This window comes from Dokdonella sp., assembly GCF_044227025.1.
Taxonomy (GTDB): domain Bacteria; phylum Pseudomonadota; class Gammaproteobacteria; order Xanthomonadales; family Rhodanobacteraceae; genus Dokdonella_A.
On the sequence record NZ_JBGAFX010000005.1, the window covers coordinates 102325 to 124309 of the forward strand.

A 21985-nucleotide genomic window follows, 5' to 3' on the forward strand; every position below is an offset into this window, starting at 1 on the left:
GGAAAAATGCGCGATTCTCGATGCCACTTTCGCTGACGGTTTTGCGCGGATCACGCTGCCGCCCGCGGTTGGCGCGTCCGATCCTGCTCGACGCCCCCTCAACGTCCCGCGACCTGCTCGAAGCCATTCGCGAAGATGCTGTCGCCGGGGTACTCGAATGCACCCATATCGACGGTTGCCGTTGCATCCCCGTCGCCATCGAAGATCCGCGAGCGGCCATCCAGGTCAAGCGGTTCGGCAACGAAGGCGTCAAGGCCCATGTCGATCACAGGTGAGCCCGGTTGCAGTCGGTAGTCGCCGGCGGCGACAAACAGCGGGTCGGCCGCGAAGTTGCCAGCGGTGCCATCGACGGACGCGCACAGACCCGCATAAGGGGTGCCCGAGGGCGCATACACGTCATTGTTCATGATGATCGGCGAGTGTGCGTCATTGAACGCCCCGCATTCGACGGTGCTCGCTGACGTCGCACTGACGATCACGTTGTTGGCCATGCGCGCCGCGACATCGAAGCCGTCGGCATAGACGCCGGAACCGAAGTCAGCGATGTTGTCCACGAGCGTGTTGCCGACAAGGAACGGACCCCGTGAGCCGGACGGCACCAGCCAGTAAACGCCGCCACCAGTGCCGCCACTTTGGAGAACCTCATTGCCGACGAGCAGGTTGTTTTCGATCCTTGCGTCGACGGAGTTGATCATCGCGATGCCGGCCCCCTCCTGTGGAGCCGTGTTGTGCGCGATCACGTTGCCGACGATGACGGTGGGCCCGCTGCCGTTGAGATAGATGCCGCCGCCCCAGATGAAGTCGTCGACGCTGTTGCCGCTGATGAGGTTGCCACGGATTTCCGCACCGCAGGTCGGACAGTTTCCGGCACCGAGAACGCCGATTCCGCCGCCGCCGCCACCGCCGCTCGACTGCCCGTCATTGGCATTGTCGACGATGATGTTGTCGAGGACGAGCGCATCCGAATTCTGCAGCATGATGCCATTGCCGAAACCTTGCCCCAGATTTCCCTGGATGCGATTGCCGATGATCGAGGCGGAGCCACCTTGCACGTAGATGCCTCCGCCGAGGAAGCTGCCGCGCCCGCGGGTGATCGTGAAGCCGCGCACGACCATTGCACGAGTGCAGTTCGTTATGGTCAATGCAGCATCCAGATATGTGGCATCGATCGTCGTGGTGGCGGGCCCCTGTTCGCTTTCGAGTGTGATGTCACGTCCATCGATCAGGAGCTGCTCGTAGTAGGCGCCAGGTGCAACGCGCACGAGATCGCCGCTGGCCGATGCTTCGATCGCCTGCTGGATGGTCGGATAGTCCGCTGGAACATTGCGCGTCGCGGAGATGCCACAAGCGGGGAACGCGAGCAGGCAAACCGGTAGCAGGGACCAAATGTACTTCACGCAGATTCCTTCACGGGGGCGGCGAGATCGTCAGGTGGACAGTTTATCTGGTGGCTGTCCGGAGTGGGTGCCGCATGCTCTCCATAGATTCCCGGTTGTCGACTTCGGCGCGCGTGGCGAAGGGATATTGTCGCCTGGATCGCATGCGGCGAGTGGTCGGCGTCAGTCCGCCATGGGAGCACGGAGTGCGGTACGCTCCGGCAACGCAACTACAGGATTGTGCCGCATGCCTGCCGCCATCGCGCCGTCATTGGCAACCGTGCCGGATTTCCTCGCCTACTTCGCCCTGGCGATCGGTTTCGCCGTGGTCTTCATCGTCGTGTACCTGTGGGCGACGCCGCATCGCGAACTCGCGCTGATCCGCGACAACAAGCCCGCCGCGGCGATCTCGTTCGGCGGCGCGTTCCTCGGCTTCGTGCTGCCGCTCGCATCCGCGATCGCGCAGTCGGTGAGCCTGCTCGATTGCGCGACATGGGCCGCCATCGCGCTGGTCGTGCAGTTGCTGGTGTTCTTCGCGGCGCGGCTGCTGCTGCCGGACCTGCCGCAGCGCATCGCGCGCGACGAGCGCGCGGCGGCGACGCTGGTCGCCGCACTGTCCACCGGCGTCGGCATCCTCGATGCCGCCTGCATGACCTGGTGATGCCGCCATGAAACGTTCCCGCCGGCTGGCGTTGATCGCGATGACCCAGGTTCCGCTGCTCCTCGCCGGCTGCGGCGAAGAGGAGAAGTTGCGGCAGGGCTTCTACACCAGTGTCGAAGCGTGCAAGAGCGACGGCAACAGCGACGAGGTCTGCAGCAAGGCGATGCAGGCCGCCGCGGAAGCGCACGCGAAGGAATCACCGCGCTTCGGCAGTCGCGACGAGTGCATCCGCAATTACGGCGACAACTGCACCGAAAATCCGCAGCAGCACGGCGTCTGGATGCCCTTGCTGACCGGATTCATGCTGTCGCAGTTGCTGCACAGCGGTCGCGCGCCGATGTACATGGGCGCCAACCCGGTCTATCGCACGCCGGATGGACGCTACAACGAGTGGTATCGCAATCCGGGCGGCTCGCCTGCTGCTGCCGGATTCAGGCAGATGCGTGCCGTCGAGGTCGCGCCGAACCGCGCGGTGACGCTGTCGCGTTCCGGTTTCGGTTCGAGCGGGTCCGGACATTCCGGCCGCGGCGGGTGACGCGATGCGCAGGATCGCGATGCGCGAACGCTCCGACTGGCGCGCGACCGCCGAACGATACGGTTTCCGCTTCCACACCATCGACGGCGAGCCATACTGGGACGAGACCGCGTGCTACGCGTTCACCCTGGCGCAGATCGAGGACGACATCGAAACGCCGACGGCCGAGCTGCATGCAATGGCGCTCGACCTGGTCGGCGACGTCGTCGCCAATGAAGGCCTGATGCGACGACTCGCGATACCCGAACCCTTCCGCGACTGGATCGCCGATTCCTGGCGCGCGCGCGAGCCGCACCTCTATGGACGCATGGACTTTTCCTACGACGGCAACGGTCCGGCGAAACTGCTCGAACTCAACTACGACACGCCGACCGCGCTGTACGAGGCGGCGTTCTTCCAGTGGGTGTGGCTGGAGGAGCAGATCGCATGCGGCGCGCTCGCGCAGGGCGTCGACCAGTACAACCTGATCCAGGAGAACCTGATCGATGCGTTCGCGACGATTGCGCGCGCGCTTCCCGAACCGCTTTACCTGTCCGCCGCCAGCGATTCGGACGAGGACCAGGGAACCATCGCCTACCTCGACGACTGTGCACGCCAGGCCGGCCTCGCCACGCGCCGCATCGCGATCGAGGACATCGGCCTTGCCGCGGACGGGCGCTTCACCGACCTCGACGACCATCCGATCGAAGCGCTGTTCAAGCTCTATCCGCTCGAGTTCATGTTCGGCGAAGCATTCGGCAAGGCACTGCCGGGATCACGCTGCCAGCTGATCGAGCCACCTTGGAAGGCGATCCTCAGCAACAAGGGCATCCTGCCGCTGCTGTGGGAAAAGTATCCCGATCATCCGAACCTGCTGCCGTCGTTTTTCCACGACGGCGGATCATTGCCGAAGGGGTGGGTGCGCAAGCCGTTGCTCTCGCGCGAGGGAGCGAACATCGAGCTGCACCGTGAATCGGGCGATTGGCTGCGCACGGACGGACCCTACGTCGATGGTCCCTTCGTGCGCCAGCAATTCCACCCGCTGCCGCAATTCGACGGCCGCCATGCACTGGTCGGGAGCTGGGTCGTGGGCGACCGCGCGAGCGGCATCGGCATGCGCGATGACGCCACGCCGATCACGCGCGACAGCTCGCATTTCGTGCCGCACATCATCGAATAGCACTCTGCAGGTCGGGCTTTTCGGTTGTCGGGGCGCCCGCCTTCTTCCGTTCCTGTCGTATTGGAAGATGGACAGACTGTTTGGGAGCCTGCCGCCATGACCAAGTCACCGTCACGCCGTCTCCGGGCCGCTTTTGCGCGCGGCCTGTTCGCAATTGCCGCGATGTCGATGGGCGCACCCGCCTTCGCGCATGACTGGTGCGTGAGTACAGCCGCGGACCTGCGTGCAAAACTGCTGCTTGCACAGGCGAACGGCGAAGACGACACGATCAAGCTCGTGCACGGTACCTACCTGGTCGACAATGCGCCGTTCACGTTCGATTCGACCGAGACGTTCGGCCTCACCATCCATGGCGGGTTCGACTCCGCCTGCACGCAGACCGTGCAGGATCCACGCTTCACCATTCTCGACGGCGCCCATAGCCACGCGGTGTTCCGCAGCCAGAGCGCCGGCAGCCTCGTGTTGCGATACATGACGATGCAGAACGGCACCAACAACGGGTCCGCCGGCGGCGGGATCCAGATCTACGGTACCGGTGCGAACAGTTCAGTGGTGCTTGCGGTCAACATCCTGCGCAACAACACGTCCGACTTCGCGGCCTGCGTCGGCTTCATCGACGTCGAAGGCGTGGTGCACCTCAACGGCAACCTGGTCATCGACAACAGCACGCCGGCCGCGGGCGGATTGTCGATCGACGCCGGCCCCAACGCGCTCATCTACGTGACCAACAACACGATTGCGAACAACACGACGGGCAACGCGAGTGCCGGCTTCCTGTATATCCCGGGCAGCAACAACGCAGTGCCGAACGCGTACTTCAGCAACAACATCATGTGGAACAACGCGGCCGGTTCCGACGTGCAGTTCTTCGGTACCGGCATGCAGTTCAACAACAACGATATCGAGGTCGTCGACGGATTCCAGACCGCCGGCAGCAGCGCGAACTTGAGCCAGAACCCCGTCTTCGCCTCGGCGACGGACTTCCACCTCTCGCCCAGCTCGCCGCTGCTCGGAATCGGCCTGCTCGCGCCGACGGGTGGTATCCCCGGCGTCGACCTCGAGGGCCACCCACGCACGTACAACGGACACGTGGACCTCGGCGCCTACGAACGCGGCGACGAGATTTTCACGAATGGTTACGACTGAGTTGGTGGCGTGCGAAAGCATCGCGGCTGAAGCCACCGAGCGCTCCTGCGACAGGATGCGACCATGCACCGGTCGCGGCTGCGCCGCTCCTGCAAGGCTTGGATGAGGAAGCGGTGGAAGCCGCGATGCTCGTACGGGGCCGCGCAACGCGTTCCGCCAACCCTCGGCGCTTGCCGCCACGCCTCACTTGCCGGCGGCCTTCGCCCGCGCCGTTCCGGCCAATGCACCGCGTCTCCCGGGCGCCGCCGTCAACGCGCTCCTGAACTCGCCCAGTGCATCGTTCGCGCGACCGGCTTCGAGCAGCATATCGCCGAGCTGTTCGCGCGCGGGGACGATCGGGCCCGGCGTCACCGCCAGTTTTTCGGCGGCATCCTCCGCGTCGGCCGCCGCACGCAGATGCAGGATTGCCGGTTCGGTATCGCCGTTCGCGAACATCTGCCAGCCGCGCGCGGAGTCCGCAAGCACGCGCGTCTGCGCTGCCCAGTACGTGTTGCCTTCGGCGTCGAGCCTGGCAATGCTGGCTTCGATGTTCGCGATGTCGGCGTCGGCGTTCTTCGGATGTCCGCTTCGCGCAGCGCCGACCGCGCGCGCCCAGTAGACGATCGCGGCGACATGCGCCTGGGAATCGGGCAGCGGTTGCAACGTGCTTGCGTTCGCCCATTGCCGCCGCTCGATCGCGTAGCGGACCTGCATCACGTTGGCGGCATAGCCGATCTTGAAATCGCCGGCGCGAAGGTTGCGCATCACGGCCAGATCGTCGACGACCCGTTTCGCGTCGGCGTCGCGGCCGAGTTGCAGATAAGCATAGGTGAGGTAGTCCATCGCATGCAGCTCCTCGCCGACGCCGCCGGCGGCATGCGCGGCCTTGCGCGCGGCGAGGTTCGAGGCGACCGAGTCTTCCCAGTAGCCGAGCCGCGTGAAGATATGCGAGGGCATGTGCAGCGCGTGCGGCGCCGAGGGTGCGATCTTCGCGTACGCGCGCGCGGCCGCGAGGCCGCGCGGGGCGAGATCGCTGCTGTCGTAGGCGTGGATGAGGTAGTGCGCCAGTCCGGGATGTTGCGGATGGCGGCGATACAGCGGTTCGAGGATGTCGCCCGCGCGCTTCTGGTTTGCATGCGTGCGATCGGTGGGCGGCGCGGTCGCGAGCAGCGCGAGCGCATGGAAGATCTGCGCTTCCACGTCATCCGGGAAGCGCGTGGCGACGTCCCCCATCGCCTGTTCGTACGCCTTCGCGCGCGCCGCAGGCGGCGAGCGGTCGTAGTCCTTGAAGTAGGTCATTGCCGCGTCGATGAATGCGCGCTCGCGCGGCGAGCCGGTGCCCGACTGGTGTGCCTGTTCGAGTTCGGCGAGTCCGGTGGCGAGGTCCGCCACAGGGGGTGCCTCCCACAGCGGATGGTAGAGCGACATCGCCGCGCCCCAATGCGCGATCGCGCAGCCGGGGTCGGCGGCCGCTACCTCGCCAAAGCCCTTCCTGGCCTCGTCGTAGGCGAACGAGTGGAGCAGCGCGAGCGCGCGCTCGAAGCGCGGCTGCACGCGCGCGGCGCAGGTCGTCGCGAACGTGACCGAGCCGAGCACTTCGGGTGCGGGATGCGAGGCGTGTTCGTCGTGCGCGCACGCGCTCGCAGCGAATGCGCAAGCCAGCAACAACGACGTCGGATGGTTGCGGGTCATGCGTGTCCTCCGATTGAACGCGGGCCTGCCGCTCCCGAGCGGTTCGCACTCTACGCGCGTCGCGTTGCGCGTGGAATCGGGATGGCGGGTTCGGGCAGCCCCGCAAGCGCGCGGAAAATCCGGGATCAGGCGGTGCCGCCGTCGATGCGGGCACTGCGTCCTGGCCAGCCGAAGTAGGTCCGCCATGCGTAGCCCCACGGCACCACCAACGCCAGCAGTGGCAGTGCGAGGAACGATGCGGCGAGTTCGCCGGTCGGCGTGCCCCACAGCGTGCCGGATTGCCACAGCGGACGGGCGACGAACGCGAGCCAGATCGCCTTGTAGCCGATCGTGAAGAACATCAGCGGCAACCAGCGCAGCGGGCGGAACAGGCCGAAGAATGCTAGCGCGGGATAGGTCGCCCATACGGCGAATGCGACCGCACGCAAGGGCTCCCATGGCCCTGCATGCGAGAGCAACGCCTGCCACGCGGTCGGAGCTGCCAGCAGCAGCATGAGCAGGTAGAACACGCGCAATCCCCACAGTTGCACGGGGCGTACGCCGTCGTGGCGCGGGTCGGGCGAGAGGAATCGAACGAGGGCATTGGCACGCATGGCACTACTCCGCGGCAGGCAGGCTGGAGTCGAAGGCGAGCAGGTCGCCGGGCTGGCATTCGAGCGCGGCGCAGATCGCCTCGAGGGTGGAGAATCGGATCGCCTTCGCCTTGCCGGTCTTCAGGATCGACAGGTTGGCGAGCGTGATGTCGACACGCGCGGCGAGTTCGGTGAGCGTCATGCGGCGCGCGCGCAGGAGTTCGTCGAGGCGGACGGCGATTGCCATGTCACACCGTGCCTTCGAGGTCGGCGCGCATGCGCGCGCCGTGCGCGAACACGCCGGACAGCACGAACAGCAGCAGCACGGCAAGCCATGGCGCGAACGAGAAGCCGCCCAGGCGCCCGGGTTCCCACACGGCCGAAGCGATGGCGGTGACGAACAGGCGCAGCACTTCGAGCGCGAGCACGCTCCATGCGATCGTCGTGAGGCGCTGCGCGTTCTCGTGGATGAACGGATCGCCGTCGCGTACCGTGTCGACCATCGCAAGCAGGCGCCGCAGGACCGCGTGCACGATCAAGGCGCCGACGATGCCGATGACGACGATCGCGCGCAGCCCGTTGCCGATCTGCGGGTGCGTCGAAGCGAAGGGTCCGAGTGGCCGGTCCGGCCAACCCTGGATGAAGAAGCTCCAGACCAGCAGCGCGGCGAGTCCGACGGCATAGATCAGATTGATTAGGGTCAAGCCCCGTATGACCGGGCGGGCGACGGCGAGGGCATGGCTGGACGTGCGGTTCATTGGGCGCTTCCCGGATTGAATTATCGCAAAACAATAATACACGTATCGTTTAACAATAAACATGGGCCGAAAGACCTCCCTCGCTTCCGAATTGACGGCACGGCTCGGGTGCTGGGTCGAAACCGCTGCAGAAATTGCGCGATTCGCGCTTGCGCGTGGCGGCACGCCACGCCGGCTGACATAGTCGCAAGCTCCCACCCGGCGAGTTTCGATCATGTCCCGTCGACTGCGAGTTGCGCTCGGATTGTTCGCCATGATCGGCATTGCGGGTCCCCTCGCACCGTGTGTCGCTTCGCAGGACGTGCCCGCGGCCGCCGCCGCCGCCGACATGAGCGGGCTGCACGACTTCGACTTCCTGGTCGGCGAATGGCGCGTACACAGTCGGCGCCTGAAAGAAGCGCTGGCCGACAGCCACGAGTGGTACGAGTTCGACGGCACGATCCGTTCGCAGCCGCTGATGGACGGGCGTGCCAACGTCGACGACACGGTGTTCAACCTGCCCACCGGCATTTACCGCGGCGTGGCGCCGCGCGCCTACGATCCGCAGACCGGGCAATGGGCGATCTGGTGGATCGACGGCCGCAATCCGTTCGGCAATCTCGATCCGCCGGTGAAAGGCCGCTTCGTCGGCGGAGTCGGCACGTTCTACGCGAACGACACGCTGCGCGGAAAACCGATCAGGGTACGCTTCACCTGGTCGAGGATCACGAAAACGACAGCGGAGTGGGAGCAGGCGTTCTCGCCCGACGACGGCAAAACCTGGGAAACGAACTGGCAGCAGAAGTTGGTGCGGTCGCGCTGAGGTTGCTTGAGGCGGAGCCGACGCCGTGACACGATTCGGCGATGACCGGCAAGTCCTCCCAGGCGTTGCTGTTGCGCGATCTCGCGCGGCTTCGCCGCGTGCGTGATCGTATCGACCGCGACCACGCACAGCCGCTCGATGTCGAGGCGCTCGCGCACGGCGTGCACATGTCGGCCGGGCATCTCAGTCGCCAGTTCAAGCTCGCCTATGGCGAGGCGCCGTATTCCTACCTGATGACCCGCCGCATCGAGCGCGCGATGGCGCTGCTGCGTCGCGGTGACCTAGGCGTCACAGAGGTCTGCTTCCTCGTCGGTTGCTCCTCGCTTGGCACGTTCAGCACGCGTTTCACCGAACTGGTCGGCATGTCTCCCAGCGCATACCGCCGGGAAGCGGGCCAGGCAGCCATGGGCATGCCCGCGTGCGTGGCGCGGCAGGTGCTGCGACCCGTCAGGAATCGAGAAGCGAAGGCCGGGGAGACCGAGCCAGAATGATCGCCGTGGACATCGCCACCAACCGGAGAACACCATGGACATCACGATTCATTCGAGTTTCCTCCCGCACAACGATCCGGACGCATCGCTCGCGTTCTACCGCGACACCCTCGGTTTCGAAGTGCGCAACGACGTCGGCCATGGCGGCAGGCGCTGGATCACGATCGGTCCGCGGGGCCAGCCCGCCACGTCGATCGTGCTGTATCCGCCCGACGCCAGCCCGGGCATCACCGACGACGAGCGCCGCACGATCGCAGCGATGATGGCGAAGGGCACGTTCGGCATCATCCTGTTCGCGACTAGGGACCTCGCCCGCAGCTTCGAACGGCTGCAGGCGAGCGACGCCGAGATCGTGCAGGAGCCGACCGACCAGCCGTACGGCGTGCGCGACTGCGCGGTTCGCGATCCGGCCGGCAACATGATCCGCATCCAGCAACTCGCCTGAATTCCTGCGCTCGGCGCGGTCAGAATTTCTCGCCGCCGCCGAGCGCGCGCCATTCGCCGAGCGGCAGCTTCGCCAGCGCGATGCGACCTATGTGCAGCCGGCGCACGCCGATCGTGCGCAGCGATGCCTGCAGGCACAGATACTGCAACTCGCCGGGTTGCGGATCCTTGATCGCGAAACGCAGGCGCGTCTCGCTCTGCCAGCTCACCTTGAGCGGTGCGCGCGTCTTGCCGAGGTAAGGAGGGGCGCGCTGGATCTGGCCGGGGACATAGGCGGTGTGCGGGCCGTCGACTTCGACCACGAATTCCTGTTCGAGCGCATCTTCGACGAGATGGCGCTTAACGCGTGCGCCCTGGGTAAGCACGAGCAGGCCGCTGGCGGCGTCGTCGAGTGGCAGCGGCGCGGTGAAGTCGCGATAGTGGCGCGGTTGCAGGTCGAGGCCGGATGTATCCGTCGCCGAGCGCGTCTGTGGCACGAACAGCGCGCGTGCCCGTGCAGGGATGAAGCCGGCTGGCTTGTTGAGCAGCACGGTGACGGGTTCGAGCGCATCGGGACGCGCAGCCGGCGCGATGTCGATGCGCGCATCGCCGACGTCGCGCGCGGGATCGTTCACGACCGCGCCGCCGATGCGCACGCCGCCGTCGAGGATGGTCTGTTCGGCATCGGCGTAGGAGCACGCACACAACTGCGCGACGCGCCGGACGAAGGCGGTGGGTTGCGCGGGTGGGGTGCGTTCGGTCATGGGGCGTCGATGGAGTCGCGTGAAGGGGCGTGGGCACTCCGCGCCGCCGTGGCGCGGGATCGCATCTTCGCACGGCGTCGCCACTGGAAACGCCTTTCGGGCGAGGTCGGCGCGCCCTGCTAAAGTGCGCGCCTTCCCGAACCCAATGACAGCGAGCGCAACGATGATCCCTGCAGCCTATCCGATCGGTACGCCCGGCTTCGCGTGGGGCGATGCCGAACGCGCGCTATGGCTGGCGCGCCAGACCCGCCGGCGCAGCTACGCCGCCGATGTGCTCGGCGCGGTCGAGCGCCTGCGCGCGCGCTTCGACGCGAGCGAGTACGGTCGCCTCGACTACCCGCCGGACAGCTATCCGCTGTACGCGATCCGCAGCCGCAAGTGGCGCGACGATCTTCCGTGCGTGCTGGTCACGGGCGGGGTGCATGGCTACGAGACCAGCGGCGTGCATGGCGCGCTGCAGTTCGTCGAGCAGCATGCGGAACGCTACGCGGGGCGCGTCAACCTGCTCGTCGTGCCGTGCATCAGTCCGTGGGCATACGAGCGAATTCATCGCTGGAACCCGCAGGCGATCGATCCGAACCGTTCGTTCCGCGACGACAGTCCCGCGGCGGAGTCGGCCGCGTTCATGCGCCTGGTCGCACCGCTGCGCGATCGCTTCATCCTGCACGTCGACCTGCACGAAACCACCGACAGCGACGAGTCCGAGTTCCGACCGGCGCTTGCCGCGCGCGACGGCCAGTCGTTCGAGCCGGGCGAGATCCCCGATGGTTTCTACCTCGTCGACGACAGCGAAAAACCGCAACCTGCGTTCCAGGACGCGATCATCGCCGCGGTCGCGAAGGTCACCCACATCGCGCCAGCAGATCGCAACGGCGAGATCATCGGCTCGACCGTGGTGGCTCCCGGCGTGATCCGCTATCCGCTGAAGAAACTCGGGTTGTGCGCCGGCGTCACCAACGCACCGTACACGACCACCACCGAGGTCTACCCCGACAGCCCGCGCGCGACACCGGAGCAGTGCAATGCCGCGCAGGTCGCGGCGGTATGTGCGGCGATCGATTTCGTGTTGGCGGTCCAGCAGACCTGATCCGCGTCGAGGGTCGACGCGAGCCTGCTGGAACCGAATCCCGGGTACACCGTCCGTTTGCGCGCAGCGGAACGAAGTTCGGCGAAGCGAAGGGCCGCGCTACTTCGCCAGTTCGTACAGGTACTCGACGAACGACATCACCGCACCGTCGTAGCCGCGTACGCTCGGATTCGACGACTCGATCAGATAGTACTCGTCGGGTGCATGCGCGCCGCTGCCGTGGCCGAGGCCGAAGTGGCCCGAGGCGAGCTGGAGCGGGGCGCCGGTGAAGACGAATCCGGGGTACGACCCCGCGTTGCGCGGCCACAGGCTCGGCTTGAGGCGGTCGCGCGTGAGCACGGCGAGCTGCGCCTGGATCAGGTGCGCATCGGCTTTCGTGCTGGTCGGGTCGTAGCCGCCGCCGACGTTGACTTCGATGTCGCCGTAGCCGCGCTTGGCGAGGTGCGCCTTCAGCGCGGCGACCGCGTCGTCCTTCTTCATGCCGGGCACCAGGCGCATGTCGATCTTGGCAACGGCGCGATGCGGCAACACGGTCTTGCCACCGGGGCCGGTGTAGCCGCCGACGAGGCCTTCGATGTTGACGGTCGGTTGCGACACGAGCCGTTCGTTCGCGGCCTGCCAGTCGAGATCGTCGATCCAGTGCTGCACGCCGAACTGCGCCTTGGTCCTGGCTTCGTCGCGTTTCGCGATTGCGGTGGCGACCATCGCGCGCTCCTCGGCGCTGATCGGCGGCGCGACCGGATAGTTGTCGATGGTGATCGTGTTGCCGTCGTCGGAGACGAGCGTGTCGAGTGCCTTGACCAGTCGCCATGCCGGGCTGTCGACCATCGCCTTCAGCGACGAGTGGATGTCCTTGGCCGGGCCGCGACCCCACTTCTCGCCGCTCGCGACGAGCTCGAGTTCGACCACGCCCTTGGCGCCGAGCGACACGGTGACGCCGCCATCGGGATCCTGCGACGCCGACGGCATGAACACGCCGACCGTTTTCGCGAACGCCGCCTGCACTTCCGGCCGCAACACGAGCTGGCCGATGTGCGGCGACCCGATTTCCTCCTCGCCTTCGGCGACCATCACGAGGTTGACCGGCATCTTTTTGCCGGCGGCGCGGATCGCATGCAGCGCGGCGAGAAACGCGGATTCGGGTCCCTTCTGGTTGACCGCGCCGCGCCCGACGATCGCCTTGCCGAGGCCGGGCTTGTCGACGAGGCGCGCCTCCAGCGGGGGCGACGACCATTCGGCCGGGTCGTATTGCTTCACGTCGTACATGAAGTACAGGCCGACCGTCTTCGCCGCGCCGGCATCCAGCGTGGCGAATACGCCAGGCTTGCCGTCGGTGTCGAGGATGTCGACTTTCTGGAAACCCGCATCACGTGCGAGCTTGGCCATGTACTCGACGCCTTCGCGCGAATTGCGGTTCTCGGCGGCGATCGAGGGCAGGGCGATCCACTCCTGCAGGCGCTTTACCGCCTCGTCGTGGTGCCTCAAGACTTCGCGCTGGATCGCGGCGGTGTCGACGGTCGCGGCGAACGCGGCGCCCGGGATGATGATGGCGATCGCGAGGGCAAGCTGGGCAAGGCGGCGGTGCGGAGCGTTCATGCGACATTCCCGAGTGGTTGAAGGAGACCGCTTGGAGCACTGTGCAAATGGCGCATGCGACGAAGTCGTTCAGTCCATGCGTACGAGCATGCCATGCTTCATGACCATCAGCGGATGCTCGGTCGCGCGGATGTTCTGGAGCACGTCGCCGGGCACGGCCACGATGTCGGCAAACTTGCCGGCTTCGAGCGTGCCGGTGTCTGCGTCGATGCCTAGCAGTTTCGCCGAGCCCTGGCTGCTGGTCATCAGCGCGGCGGCAGGCGTCATGCCGACGTCGACGTAGTCGCCGAATTCCTCCGCGTTCATGCCATGCGGGTAGACCGCGGCGTCGGTGCCGAACGCGATCGGCACGCCGATCTTCAGCGCGTTCTTCATCATGCCGGTGTGTGCGGCATACGCGGCGCGCGCCTTGCCGGCGATCTTCGGCGGGTAGCTGTCGGCTTTCTTGTCGACCCACAGCTGGGTCATGCGCGTCGGCACCAGGTAGACGCCCTTCTGCTTCATCAACTGCAGCGTCGCCGCGCTCAGGAAGCTGCCGTGCTCGATCGAATCGATGCCCGCCTCGATCGCCTGTTTCGCGGCGAGGTCGCCGTGCGAATGCGCGGCGACCTTGCGCCGCCACGCATGCGCTTCGCTCATGATCGCCGAGAGTTCGGCCGGCGTCAGTTGCGGCACGTCGACCGGGTCGGATTCGCTCAGCACGCCGCCGGATGCGCAGATCTTGATCACGTCGGCGCCGTACTTCATCTGCTCGCGTACCGCGAGGCGGCACGACTCGGGACCGTTGCAGACGCCTTCGAGCGTGCCTGCCGGCTTCATGCGGTCGGGCGGCACCGGCGCGCTGTCGCAATGGCCGCCGGTCGAGCCGATGGCGTGGCCGGCGACGAGCAGGCGCGGCCCTTCGGCGAGGCCGTCGTTGATCGCGTTGCGCAGTGCGACGTCGATGAAGTCGCTGCTGCCGACGTCGCGTGCGGTGGTCACGCCGGCGCGCAACGCCCTGCGCGCGTTCGCCTCGGCATGGAACGCCTGTTCGGGCACGGAGCGCAGCGTGTTTTCGTAGAACGCCTTCTCCCAGTTGTCGTCGTGGTCGAAGGTGATATGCGTGTGCGCATCGATGTAGCCCGGCACGAGGGTCGCATCGCCGAGGTCGACCACGCTCGCGTCCGCGGGTATCGCCGCGTCCTTGCCGACCGCGACGATGCGCTGGTCCTTCACCACGACGATTCCCGGCGACGTCAGCGCGCCGCTGCGGCCGTCGAACAGGTGCGCGGCTTTGAGCACGGTGGCCCCCGCAGCATTCGCGGGATGGTCCTGTGCCTGCGCGCCAAGCGCGAGCAGGAGGCCGACGGCAAGCATCGAGAGTCTCGACATGGTGGTTCCCCTACGCCCAAGTTCACGGAGTATAGGCAAAGCGGCGCCAGTGGCGCGCTGCAGCGCACCGTGAACCCCTGCGCGGGTCCGTCGCCGGGATCAGGATGCGCGCGTCACGATCCTCACACCCGCGGCGAGCGTGCGATGGACGGGGCAGCGGTCGGCAATCTGCATCATCCGGGCGCGTACCTCATCGGTCAGGTCGCCGTCGATGTGGATCGTGCGTTCGAGCCGGTCCACCTTCGCGCTGTCGTCCCGCTCACAGTTTTCGCAATCGGGCTCATGCACTTTCCGATGGCGCACCTCGACCTGAATGCCGCGGATCGCGAGGTGCTTCATCTTCGCGTACAGATGCAGGGTCATCGTCGTGCAGGCTGCCAGAGAGGCCGACAGCAAACCGTACGGCGACGGACCCTGGTCGGTGCCGCCGACCGCGAGCGGTTCGTCGGCCACGAGCGCATGTGCGGCAACCTTCAGTGTCGTGCGGAATCCCGTGTTGTCCGAATGCGCGATGGCGGTGCCTTCGGGCAAAGGCGTCTGCGTGTCTGGCGACGGGGTCGCTTCCGGCATGGCGGTCTCCTTCGATCGCGGCATCGACATCTTACGCGCAGCCGTCCGAGCCGCGATTGCGGACGTACGACGCCGCTAGTCCCGATCCGGCGCGCCGAGCGGAAAGTACGACCGGTACGGACGCGCCTCGTCGACCGCGCGCGCGAACGACGGTCGCTCGAGCAGGCGCGCGCGGTACGCGCGCACGTTGGCGAAGCGTGCATCGATCGGATGCGTCCAGTCGGCGTAGAACAGGAACGGTGCGGCGGCGCAGTCGGCAAGGCTGAACGTGTCGCCGGCGGCCCATTCGCGCGTCGCCATCACCGGATCGAGCCAAGCGTAGGCGGTGTCCAGCATCGCACGCGCTTCGGCTACGCCGTGTGCGTCGCGGACGCTTTCCGGGCGCAGGCGGTCGAACACGAATTTCTGCTGCGGGCTCGACACGTAGTTGTCGAAGAATCGGTCCATCCAGCGCACTTCGAGCGCGGCGCGCGCGTCTTCCGGCAGCAGGCGCACCGGTCCCGGATGGTGGATCGCCAGGTGCTCGATGATGCAGGTCGCCTCACGCACGACATGCTCGCCGTCGACCAGCACCGGGAAGCGCTCCATCGGCCACAAGGCGGCGAGCTCGGCGTTCGCGGCCGCATCCTCGAGCGAGCGGTAGTCGAATGGCGTCGCATTCTCGTACAGGGCGACCAGCACCTTCTGCGAGTACGAAGAGAAGGGGTGGGCGTACAGCTTCGGCAGGGTCATCGGCATCGGTTCATGATCCATGTGGGTGAACAAGCAGGCGACGAACCGGCGCGTTCGAATTCGACATCGTGCCTCATGGTCGAGCGGGCTGCAGCGCCGCGCGTTCAATCGGTGATCGGTGTGGCGGCTGGTACCATGACGGATCACCGCGTGTCCGAATCCATGCCAAGCCCTCGTCTCCAGTCGAGCATTGCCCTGCATCGTGCTGCGCGTTTCGACGAGGCGGAGGCGGGCTATCGCGAATGCATGCGCGAAGGCGAGCACGAAGCCGCGATGCCACTGGCCACGTTGTTGCTGCAATCCGGGCGCAACCAAGAGGCTGCCGCGCTGCTGGAGCCGCTGGTGCATTCGTCGCCGGAACGGACCGATGTGGCCGTGAACCTGTCGGTCGCATTGCGCAACTGCGGCCGCATCGAGGAGGCGTTCGAGCATGCCCGACGCGCGTCGTCGCTGGCGCCGGGACAAGTGTCGGGATGGAACGCATTGGGCCTCGCCGCGCTCCAGCTCGATCGCGCCGAGGAAGCGCGCGCAGCGTTCGAGCGCGGGTTGCGGCTGGCTCCCGGGCACGTCGCGCTCACCCTGCATCATGCGCATGCGCTGCGCCGCCTCGGTCGTCACGCCGAAGCGGCAGCGGCGTACGAAGCGGTGGTGGCGGCCAGTCCGGCGCTGGTCGAAGGCTGGCGTGGCCTCGCCCAGGTGCAGACCACGCTCGGCCAAGTCGATGCGGCGTTGCGCAGCCGCGCGCGGGCGCTGCAACTTGCGCCGCAGGATCAGGAGATCGCGCTGGAACATGCGGCCGCGCTGCTGCAGGCCGGCCACATGGAGGAGGCGATGCAGCGCCTGTTGCAAGCGACCCGGGCGGACCCCGGCGATGCGCGCGGTTGGGACTGGCTCGGTCGCGCGCAGCTTAAAAAGGGTGATCTGGCACGCGCGCGTGCGTCATTCGAGCAGGCCCACGCGCTCAATCCGCGCGACCCGACGATCGCGCACCTGCATGCGGCGAGTACCGGCGTGCTGCCTGCGAACGTCGAGAGCGAGTACATCCGCGGCTTGTTCGACGATTTCGCCGACCGCTTCGAGGACACCCTGGTCGGCCACCTTGGCTACGATGCGCCGCTGCGCATGAAGGAATTCCTGCAACGGCACGCGGCGGACAGCGCCGCCAGCGTGCTCGATCTCGGTTGCGGCACCGGCCTGATGGCGCAGCAGCTGGTTCGTCCCGGGCGTGTCGTCGACGGCGTCGACCTGTCGCCGCGCATGCTCGCGCGCGCGCGAGCAAAACGGATCTATCGCGAGCTGCACGAAGCCGAGGTGACGCAGTTCCTGCTCGGCGCGACCGCGCAATGGGATTTGATCCTGGCCGCCGACGTGCTCATCTACCTGCACGATCTGGAAGCGCTGTTCGCGGCGACATTGCCGCGCCTCGTTCCGGGCGGCTGCTTCGCGTTCACCATCGAGCAGAGTGCGAGCGGGCGCACGGAGCTGCATGCGGTCACCGCGCGTTACCGGCACGCGGTCGATCAGGTGATGGCGGATCTCGCCGGCGCGGGTTTCGTGGAGGTCGTGCAGGAAGGGATCGTCCTGCGCATGGAGTCCGGGCAGCCGGTCGCCGGCGCGATGGTGCTGGCGCGGCGCGCTGCCTAGGCAATGTGGGTAGGGGTTGGCCCCCGTCGGCGCGACTTCGCGTGGAAGGCAGGGACGGTTGCCGCAACCTGCAGATGACCAATGTGGAGATGACGCGATGCGTAGCGCAAGCCTGTTCGTGCTCTTGGCCCTGGCAGCGCCGGTCCAGGCCGACTCCGTGCATGGTTATTGTGAACGCGGCGGCAAGCGCGTCGAGTTCAGCGACGGTATCGCGTTCGAGGACGCGCGCAACGAGTCGGGCGCCGTTACGACGACGATCTACCTCACGGCGAAACCGCTCGATCGCGCCGCGCTGGCGAAATGCGCCGAGTGTGCGGGCAAGCTCGGCGAGAACACGTTCGTGAGCCCGCGCGGCGATCTGATCGAGGCGCAGCGCAATGCGACGGCGGCAGGCTGGATGGAGATTGCGCACGTCGGTGGCGAACTGGACATGACGACGATCGTCAACCTCATGTATCTCGCCGCGGACGGCACGCTGACCGGCCTCGACGGCGGCAACGGCCGCGTCGAGCTTGACGCGCACGGCGCGGCGCGCGTGACGGGCAAGGTGGTCACCGAGGCGCGCGAGGCGCCATTCAACGAAACGGACATGACCTGCGACATCAGGTTCGATCTCGCCGTCGGCTGGCCCAAGCGCTGACCGCGACCTGCCGCGTCCGGCGTCGGGACGCCGGCGTTGCTCAGTGCGACCGCCGCAGATTGTTCCACTCGACGAGCGTGTCGCGCGGTGTCTGCGCGCGAGGCTCCGCCGCCTGCCATTCCGAGATCCGTTGGCGCTCGAGCGCGAGTCCGTACACGTCGACGAACTGGCCGCGGCGATAGGTCGCCGCCTGCCAGTTGTCGCCCACCTTCACCTGCACGTCCTGGCCTTCCAGCGGAGTTTCGTCTTGCATGTCGATCTCCTTCGCCTGCGCGGACGGGTCACGTCCCGCAACGCCGTGTACGATCAGTATCGTACGTTGGCGGGCACATTCCTTTGCAAAAAATGCGCTTCTGCGGCGATTCGGCGGGCGCGCACGCGGGCCATGGCACCCTGGCGGAGGGGCCGCGCGCTACTGCGCGAGGCAGTTTCGATAGCGCTGGTCGACCCGCTCGGCGAACCATTTCGTGGTGAGCTTGCGCGTGATCTTCGGACTCTCGAGCGCGATGAGCGGCAGCATCGCCCGCGGCAGCGGTGCGCGCTGCCCGCGTTCGGCGAGTTGGAAAACGCGCTCGTACAGCGGTGTCCTCTCGAGTTCGATGCTCTCGCCGAGTTCGAGCGTGCGGTGGATCTGCGCATCGCTCGCGGCGAGCTGTCGCGCGAGCGAGCGCACCGCGCGTTCGGTCGCGCCGGGTCGGTCGCTGGCGTGGTCGATCAGGTCGCCGTCGAGCGCGAGCGGAATCCCCGTGGCCAGGCTCACCGCATTCTGGAACGCCGCGTTGCGACTGGCGTAGAAACCGGCGTTGAAATCCGCGAAGCGGTACAGCATGCGGTCGTACGAGACCGGATAGCCGAGCAGATGCGCGATGCCGAAATACAACCCGCCGCGCCGGCTGAACACTTCGTGGCGGATCGAGCCTTCGATCGGATACGGATAGGGATGCTCGCGTGCGTGTTGTTCGGCGAATTCGATGCTGACCTGCATCGGCCCGCCGGTATGTACGGGGTTTGAATCGGCGAACAGGCGCTGCCCGAGCGGGACGCGGCCGATCATGTCCTCGTAGACGAGGCTGAGTTCGCGTTCGGTGCGCACCGAAGCGATGCGATCCGCATACGAAGGACCGCTCGAGGACGACAGCGCGAGTGCGGTGCGCACGACGAATTGCGGAACGTGGTGAGCGGCGGCGCGGCGGTCGATCTCCTCGCGCGCGATGCGGCCGAGTCCCGGTACCGCGGGATCGCTGGCGAAGTTCGATTCCTGTGCGGCCACCGCCAGCGTCGCGCACAGGTTGCGCGTCGCCGGCTCGATGTCCAGCGTGGCGAGTGCGATCTGGATGTCGGCCGCCCAGCCTTCGCGGTCGACCGTCTGTGGCGGCAGCAGGCGCACGATCTGTGCGCGCACTTCGGCAGGAGTCCGCTCGCGCATCGACTGGCTGGGTGCGGCGCAGCCACCGAGGAAGGCAGCCGCCGCGAGCAGAGTCAGTGCCCCGACCGTCCGGGCGACGACCACGTTGTCCATCGGCAGCCCTCGCGGCGCAGGTGTCCGGTGGAAAGCGTACCTTGTTCGCCCGATATTGGCGCGCCGCGCGATCGATCGCCGCTGAGTCAATCTGCGCGTCGATGCGCCAATTCGTCGGGAGCCGTCATGCCGGGATGGCGAACGCGCTCGTGGTCGCCGTGGACGTCACAACTGGCGATCCTCCGCGACGAAATGTCCGTCGGTGATCGCCAGCGCCTTGCCGGCCTTGTCCTTGAAGTGTAGTTCGAAGCGGCCTTCGATCACTTTGCCGTGCGCGGCGGTGATCTCGAACAGCGTCGCCGTGTTGCTCTTGTCGAGCGCGTAGTCGTCCGCGTCCTTGCCGGCTTCGCTCGCGCCTTTGCTGAATGTCGCGTCGCAGGACGAGTTGTCGAACTCCTTGCTGCCGAGCTTGAGCGCCTTGCCCGCTTCGAAGCCGCGGCAGGTGATCGACAGGCGCTCGATCGGTGTCTTCGGCGGGGGCCACGATGCCGCGCCGGCCGTCGCGGCGCCGAGCGAGAACGCACCGGAGGGCAGCGGCACGAAATGGATCGTGTCGTCGTCGCCGGCAAACGCAACGCCGTTGACCTGGGCGCGGAGCGACTGCGGTTCGCTCGCGTCGGTGACGATGGAAGCTGCCAGCAGCACGAACGAGAGGGCCATGAGCGGGCGGTGTCGGGGAGCCTGCATGCGGTTTCTCCGGTGAGTGTGCCTGGAATAACGCAAAACGCCGCCGCACCGGGACATGCGCAGACCCTGGTTGCGGTCGCTTCACGCGTCCATCCGGAACCGCAGAACCTCAGCGCCGGGCCGTTGTCCGCGGCAGGCGCTTGCCAGCGGCGCCATTGCCGAGCGGGAATCCGCGATCGCGCGCCCAAACCATCGCTTCGGCGCGCGAATGCACGTCGAGCTTGGAATAGACCGCCGCAGCGTGGTTGCGGATGGTGCGCGGAGAAAGCTGCAGGCGCGCGGCGATCGCCTTGTCGGACAGGCCTTCGGCGATCAACGCCAGCACCTCGCGTTCGCGGTTGGTCAGGTCCGCGAGGTCCGGGCCATCGACCAGCGAGTCGCCGCGGCGCACCTTGGCGATGCGCTCGATCAGCGGTGCGCTGAACCAGGAGGCATCCTTCATCACGGCTTCGATCGCCTCGACGAGTTCGATCTCGCTGCGGCGGCGATGGGTGATGTCGAGCATCGCCACGAGCAGGCAGTCGGCACCATCGATGCGCACCGATTCGGCCGAGAGCAGGCAATCGATCGCATGGCCGTCCTTGTGCGACACCTGGCACTCGACGTTGCGCAAGGAACCGGTCTTGCGCAGGCGGGCGAGCGATTGCGAACGCGCGGCGCCGGTGTCGAGGAAGCCGAGGCTGTCGATCGACTTTCCATCCAGGTCCTCCGCCAGATAACCGGTCGTGGTCGCCAGCGCCTCGTTCGCATCGATGATCTCGAAGGTTTCGGCCTTGCATACCAGGGTCGGCACCGGCGACATGCGGAATGCCTTGGCGAAACGCTCCTCGCTGTGGCGCAGCGCATCCTCGATGCGACGGCGGGGCTCGAGGTCCATGAACGTGAACAGCATGCACGGGTCGTCGCCGAACTCGATCGGCTGGCCCGCCACGACCACCAATTTCGAGCTGCCGTCGGCGATGCGGAGTTCGGCCTGCGTTTGCGGGATCGTTTCGCCGGCAACCAGCTGCTCGATCGCGCGTGCGCGATTCTCGGCGCGGTCGAGTACGTCGAGTTCGTAGATCGACTTGCCGACCACCGCGTCACTGGCGAAGCCGGTCATCTCGAGGAAGCCGCGGTTCACCTTGATGTAGCGCAGGTCGCCGAGGTGACAGATCAACGCCGGTGCCGGATTCGCGCCGAACGCCTTCTCGAAACGTTGCTCGGCACTCGCCCAGTCGGTCACGTCGGCGAGGAACAACACGTACAGGTCAGGCGAGCCATCGGCATCGGTAATCGCCAGGCTGCGCACGCGATGCACGCGGCGAACGTCAGGTTGAGCGACGGACGTCACTTCCACGATGACATCCGCGAACGTCTCGCCGGCGATCGCGCGCGCGAGCGGATAGCTTGCCGGGGGGACCTTGTGGTGATTGCGGTAGTGCAGTTCGAAACGCTTGCGGTACTCGCCGATCGTGCGACCGAGCCCCGCGGCATCGACGCCATGCATCGCGCACGCCGCCGCATTGGCCCAGATCAGCTTGTGTCCACGCTCGATCAGGATGACCCCTTCGGTCGAGCCCGACACGATCTGTCGCAATTGGTCGCGATCGGTTGACGGGGGCAGGCGACGCTGTCTCATGGCATGGATCACGTTGCGCGCTGACGCGCGGAATGCATCAAGACGACCACATCAGCGTGGTTCGGGTATGGGGCAAATGCACCAGACCGCCTGGTGCATTCGCAACGGGACGCGGCTCGTTCACGCATACAGACTTCCTGAATGGAGCGGAGCAGCGCGA

Annotated in this window: 24 protein-coding genes; 10 read left to right on the forward strand and 14 right to left on the reverse strand. The window is 66.8% G+C overall.

The genetic code is table 11. From position 1 onward, the window contains the following. Positions 1-98: 98 nt before the first annotated feature. Positions 99-1397, reverse strand: coding sequence for a NosD domain-containing protein (locus ACILRJ_RS12970; RefSeq protein ID WP_395683618.1), 1299 nt, complete (start codon positions 1395-1397; stop codon positions 99-101). A 226-nt stretch (positions 1398-1623) separates the two neighbouring features. Between ACILRJ_RS12970 and ACILRJ_RS12975 the strand changes: the two genes are divergently transcribed. The 4 genes from ACILRJ_RS12975 to ACILRJ_RS12990 all read left to right on the forward strand — a co-directional run bounded on the left by ACILRJ_RS12975 (position 1624) and on the right by ACILRJ_RS12990 (position 4877). After that, positions 1624-2037: a DUF350 domain-containing protein gene (locus ACILRJ_RS12975; protein WP_395683619.1), complete on the forward strand. Its 414-nt coding sequence runs from the start codon at positions 1624-1626 to the stop codon at positions 2035-2037. A gap of 7 nt (positions 2038-2044) precedes the next feature. Continuing rightward, positions 2045-2572 carry a DUF1190 domain-containing protein gene (locus tag ACILRJ_RS12980; protein WP_395683620.1) on the forward strand — a complete coding sequence of 176 codons (528 nt, stop codon included), beginning with the start codon at positions 2045-2047 and terminating at the stop codon, positions 2570-2572. Between the two features lie 4 nt (positions 2573-2576). Continuing rightward, positions 2577-3731: a glutathionylspermidine synthase family protein gene (locus ACILRJ_RS12985; RefSeq protein ID WP_395683621.1), complete on the forward strand. Its 1155-nt coding sequence runs from the start codon at positions 2577-2579 to the stop codon at positions 3729-3731. 201 nt (positions 3732-3932) lie between these two features. Continuing rightward, a complete protein-coding gene (locus tag ACILRJ_RS12990) occupies positions 3933-4877 on the forward strand; it encodes a hypothetical protein (RefSeq protein ID WP_395683622.1) in 945 nt (314 codons plus the stop codon). A gap of 183 nt (positions 4878-5060) precedes the next feature. Here the strand turns inward: ACILRJ_RS12990 and ACILRJ_RS12995 are convergent, their stop codons facing one another. The 4 genes from ACILRJ_RS12995 to ACILRJ_RS13010 all read right to left on the reverse strand — a co-directional run bounded on the left by ACILRJ_RS12995 (position 5061) and on the right by ACILRJ_RS13010 (position 7878). Continuing rightward, entirely contained in the window at positions 5061-6548 is a 1488-nt protein-coding gene (locus ACILRJ_RS12995) for a hypothetical protein (protein WP_395683623.1), read from the reverse strand. 125 nt (positions 6549-6673) lie between these two features. Then, positions 6674-7141 carry a hypothetical protein gene (locus tag ACILRJ_RS13000; RefSeq protein ID WP_395683624.1) on the reverse strand — a complete coding sequence of 156 codons (468 nt, stop codon included), beginning with the start codon at positions 7139-7141 and terminating at the stop codon, positions 6674-6676. A gap of 4 nt (positions 7142-7145) precedes the next feature. After that, positions 7146-7367, reverse strand: a complete 222-nt coding sequence (locus ACILRJ_RS13005) for a helix-turn-helix domain-containing protein (protein WP_395683625.1) — start codon at positions 7365-7367, stop codon at positions 7146-7148. A 1-nt stretch (position 7368) separates the two neighbouring features. Further along, positions 7369-7878 carry a DUF2975 domain-containing protein gene (locus ACILRJ_RS13010; protein WP_395683626.1) on the reverse strand — a complete coding sequence of 170 codons (510 nt, stop codon included), beginning with the start codon at positions 7876-7878 and terminating at the stop codon, positions 7369-7371. Between the two features lie 214 nt (positions 7879-8092). On the opposite strand from ACILRJ_RS13010, the gene ACILRJ_RS13015 reads away from it, so the two are divergent. Genes ACILRJ_RS13015 through ACILRJ_RS13025 form a run of 3 tightly spaced genes read left to right on the forward strand, consistent with a single transcriptional unit; the run spans position 8093 to position 9616 of the window. Continuing rightward, a complete protein-coding gene (locus tag ACILRJ_RS13015; RefSeq protein WP_395683627.1) occupies positions 8093-8680 on the forward strand; it encodes a hypothetical protein in 588 nt (195 codons plus the stop codon). 41 nt (positions 8681-8721) lie between these two features. Beyond that, positions 8722-9171: a helix-turn-helix transcriptional regulator gene (locus ACILRJ_RS13020; protein WP_395683628.1), complete on the forward strand. Its 450-nt coding sequence runs from the start codon at positions 8722-8724 to the stop codon at positions 9169-9171. A 34-nt stretch (positions 9172-9205) separates the two neighbouring features. After that, positions 9206-9616, forward strand: coding sequence for a VOC family protein (locus ACILRJ_RS13025; RefSeq protein ID WP_395683629.1), 411 nt, complete (start codon positions 9206-9208; stop codon positions 9614-9616). A 19-nt stretch (positions 9617-9635) separates the two neighbouring features. Here the strand turns inward: ACILRJ_RS13025 and ACILRJ_RS13030 are convergent, their stop codons facing one another. Then, on the reverse strand, positions 9636-10358 hold the full coding sequence (locus ACILRJ_RS13030) for an RNA-binding protein (RefSeq protein WP_395683630.1): 723 nt from the start codon (positions 10356-10358) through the stop codon (positions 9636-9638). 163 nt (positions 10359-10521) lie between these two features. Here ACILRJ_RS13030 and ACILRJ_RS13035 point away from each other — a divergent pair, with 163 nt between their 5' ends. Then, positions 10522-11445, forward strand: coding sequence for a M14 family metallocarboxypeptidase (locus tag ACILRJ_RS13035; protein ID WP_395683631.1), 924 nt, complete (start codon positions 10522-10524; stop codon positions 11443-11445). A gap of 99 nt (positions 11446-11544) precedes the next feature. Here ACILRJ_RS13035 and ACILRJ_RS13040 read toward each other — a convergent pair whose 3' ends face one another. The 4 genes from ACILRJ_RS13040 to ACILRJ_RS13055 all read right to left on the reverse strand — a co-directional run bounded on the left by ACILRJ_RS13040 (position 11545) and on the right by ACILRJ_RS13055 (position 15720). Next, complete coding sequence (locus tag ACILRJ_RS13040) at positions 11545-13041, reverse strand: M20/M25/M40 family metallo-hydrolase (RefSeq protein WP_395683632.1); 1497 nt, start codon at positions 13039-13041, stop codon at positions 11545-11547. Positions 13042-13110: 69 nt separating this feature from the next. Further along, complete coding sequence (locus ACILRJ_RS13045; RefSeq protein WP_395683633.1) at positions 13111-14412, reverse strand: amidohydrolase family protein; 1302 nt, start codon at positions 14410-14412, stop codon at positions 13111-13113. A gap of 99 nt (positions 14413-14511) precedes the next feature. Continuing rightward, the gene (locus ACILRJ_RS13050; RefSeq protein ID WP_395683634.1) at positions 14512-14865 is read right to left on the reverse strand and encodes an OsmC family protein; all 354 of its coding nucleotides are present in this window, start codon (positions 14863-14865) and stop codon (positions 14512-14514) included. 192 nt (positions 14866-15057) lie between these two features. Continuing rightward, a complete protein-coding gene (locus ACILRJ_RS13055; RefSeq protein WP_395683635.1) occupies positions 15058-15720 on the reverse strand; it encodes a glutathione S-transferase family protein in 663 nt (220 codons plus the stop codon). A gap of 144 nt (positions 15721-15864) precedes the next feature. Here ACILRJ_RS13055 and ACILRJ_RS13060 point away from each other — a divergent pair, with 144 nt between their 5' ends. Together ACILRJ_RS13060 and ACILRJ_RS13065 are read left to right on the forward strand one after the other, a co-directional pair. Then, entirely contained in the window at positions 15865-17358 is a 1494-nt protein-coding gene (locus ACILRJ_RS13060) for a tetratricopeptide repeat protein (protein ID WP_395683636.1), read from the forward strand. Positions 17359-17455: 97 nt separating this feature from the next. Further along, positions 17456-17998 (forward strand): hypothetical protein, encoded by a 543-nt coding sequence (locus ACILRJ_RS13065; protein ID WP_395683637.1) that lies wholly within the window; start codon positions 17456-17458, stop codon positions 17996-17998. 40 nt (positions 17999-18038) lie between these two features. On the opposite strand, the gene ACILRJ_RS13070 is transcribed toward ACILRJ_RS13065, so the two are convergent. The 4 genes from ACILRJ_RS13070 to ACILRJ_RS13085 all read right to left on the reverse strand — a co-directional run bounded on the left by ACILRJ_RS13070 (position 18039) and on the right by ACILRJ_RS13085 (position 21825). Further along, positions 18039-18251: a hypothetical protein gene (locus ACILRJ_RS13070; protein WP_395683638.1), complete on the reverse strand. Its 213-nt coding sequence runs from the start codon at positions 18249-18251 to the stop codon at positions 18039-18041. Between the two features lie 159 nt (positions 18252-18410). After that, positions 18411-19517 carry a DUF1615 domain-containing protein gene (locus ACILRJ_RS13075; protein WP_395683639.1) on the reverse strand — a complete coding sequence of 369 codons (1107 nt, stop codon included), beginning with the start codon at positions 19515-19517 and terminating at the stop codon, positions 18411-18413. Between the two features lie 165 nt (positions 19518-19682). Next, positions 19683-20204 carry a hypothetical protein gene (locus tag ACILRJ_RS13080; protein ID WP_395683640.1) on the reverse strand — a complete coding sequence of 174 codons (522 nt, stop codon included), beginning with the start codon at positions 20202-20204 and terminating at the stop codon, positions 19683-19685. A 109-nt stretch (positions 20205-20313) separates the two neighbouring features. Continuing rightward, a complete protein-coding gene (locus ACILRJ_RS13085; protein WP_395683641.1) occupies positions 20314-21825 on the reverse strand; it encodes a PAS domain S-box protein in 1512 nt (503 codons plus the stop codon). Between the last annotated feature and the right edge of the window lie 160 nt (positions 21826-21985).

What these genes read in the sequence shown, in the direction of transcription:
- ACILRJ_RS12975 (WP_395683619.1), top strand. Translation starts at nt 1,624, where the DNA reads ATGCCTGCCGCCATCGCGCCGTCATTGGCAACCGTGCCGGATTTCCTC.
- ACILRJ_RS12980 (WP_395683620.1), top strand. Translation starts at nt 2,045, where the DNA reads ATGAAACGTTCCCGCCGGCTGGCGTTGATCGCGATGACCCAGGTTCCG.
- ACILRJ_RS12985 (WP_395683621.1), top strand. Translation starts at nt 2,577, where the DNA reads ATGCGCAGGATCGCGATGCGCGAACGCTCCGACTGGCGCGCGACCGCC.
- ACILRJ_RS12995 (WP_395683623.1), bottom strand. Translation starts at nt 6,548, where the DNA reads ATGACCCGCAACCATCCGACGTCGTTGTTGCTGGCTTGCGCATTCGCT.
- ACILRJ_RS13000 (WP_395683624.1), bottom strand. Translation starts at nt 7,141, where the DNA reads ATGCGTGCCAATGCCCTCGTTCGATTCCTCTCGCCCGACCCGCGCCAC.
- ACILRJ_RS13005 (WP_395683625.1), bottom strand. Translation starts at nt 7,367, where the DNA reads ATGGCAATCGCCGTCCGCCTCGACGAACTCCTGCGCGCGCGCCGCATG.
- ACILRJ_RS13010 (WP_395683626.1), bottom strand. Translation starts at nt 7,878, where the DNA reads ATGAACCGCACGTCCAGCCATGCCCTCGCCGTCGCCCGCCCGGTCATA.
- ACILRJ_RS13015 (WP_395683627.1), top strand. Translation starts at nt 8,093, where the DNA reads ATGTCCCGTCGACTGCGAGTTGCGCTCGGATTGTTCGCCATGATCGGC.
- ACILRJ_RS13020 (WP_395683628.1), top strand. Translation starts at nt 8,722, where the DNA reads ATGACCGGCAAGTCCTCCCAGGCGTTGCTGTTGCGCGATCTCGCGCGG.
- ACILRJ_RS13025 (WP_395683629.1), top strand. Translation starts at nt 9,206, where the DNA reads ATGGACATCACGATTCATTCGAGTTTCCTCCCGCACAACGATCCGGAC.
- ACILRJ_RS13030 (WP_395683630.1), bottom strand. Translation starts at nt 10,358, where the DNA reads ATGACCGAACGCACCCCACCCGCGCAACCCACCGCCTTCGTCCGGCGC.
- ACILRJ_RS13035 (WP_395683631.1), top strand. Translation starts at nt 10,522, where the DNA reads ATGATCCCTGCAGCCTATCCGATCGGTACGCCCGGCTTCGCGTGGGGC.
- ACILRJ_RS13040 (WP_395683632.1), bottom strand. Translation starts at nt 13,041, where the DNA reads ATGAACGCTCCGCACCGCCGCCTTGCCCAGCTTGCCCTCGCGATCGCC.
- ACILRJ_RS13045 (WP_395683633.1), bottom strand. Translation starts at nt 14,412, where the DNA reads ATGTCGAGACTCTCGATGCTTGCCGTCGGCCTCCTGCTCGCGCTTGGC.
- ACILRJ_RS13055 (WP_395683635.1), bottom strand. Translation starts at nt 15,720, where the DNA reads ATGCCGATGACCCTGCCGAAGCTGTACGCCCACCCCTTCTCTTCGTAC.
- ACILRJ_RS13065 (WP_395683637.1), top strand. Translation starts at nt 17,456, where the DNA reads ATGCGTAGCGCAAGCCTGTTCGTGCTCTTGGCCCTGGCAGCGCCGGTC.
- ACILRJ_RS13070 (WP_395683638.1), bottom strand. Translation starts at nt 18,251, where the DNA reads ATGCAAGACGAAACTCCGCTGGAAGGCCAGGACGTGCAGGTGAAGGTG.
- ACILRJ_RS13075 (WP_395683639.1), bottom strand. Translation starts at nt 19,517, where the DNA reads ATGGACAACGTGGTCGTCGCCCGGACGGTCGGGGCACTGACTCTGCTC.
- ACILRJ_RS13080 (WP_395683640.1), bottom strand. Translation starts at nt 20,204, where the DNA reads ATGCAGGCTCCCCGACACCGCCCGCTCATGGCCCTCTCGTTCGTGCTG.
- ACILRJ_RS13085 (WP_395683641.1), bottom strand. Translation starts at nt 21,825, where the DNA reads ATGAGACAGCGTCGCCTGCCCCCGTCAACCGATCGCGACCAATTGCGA.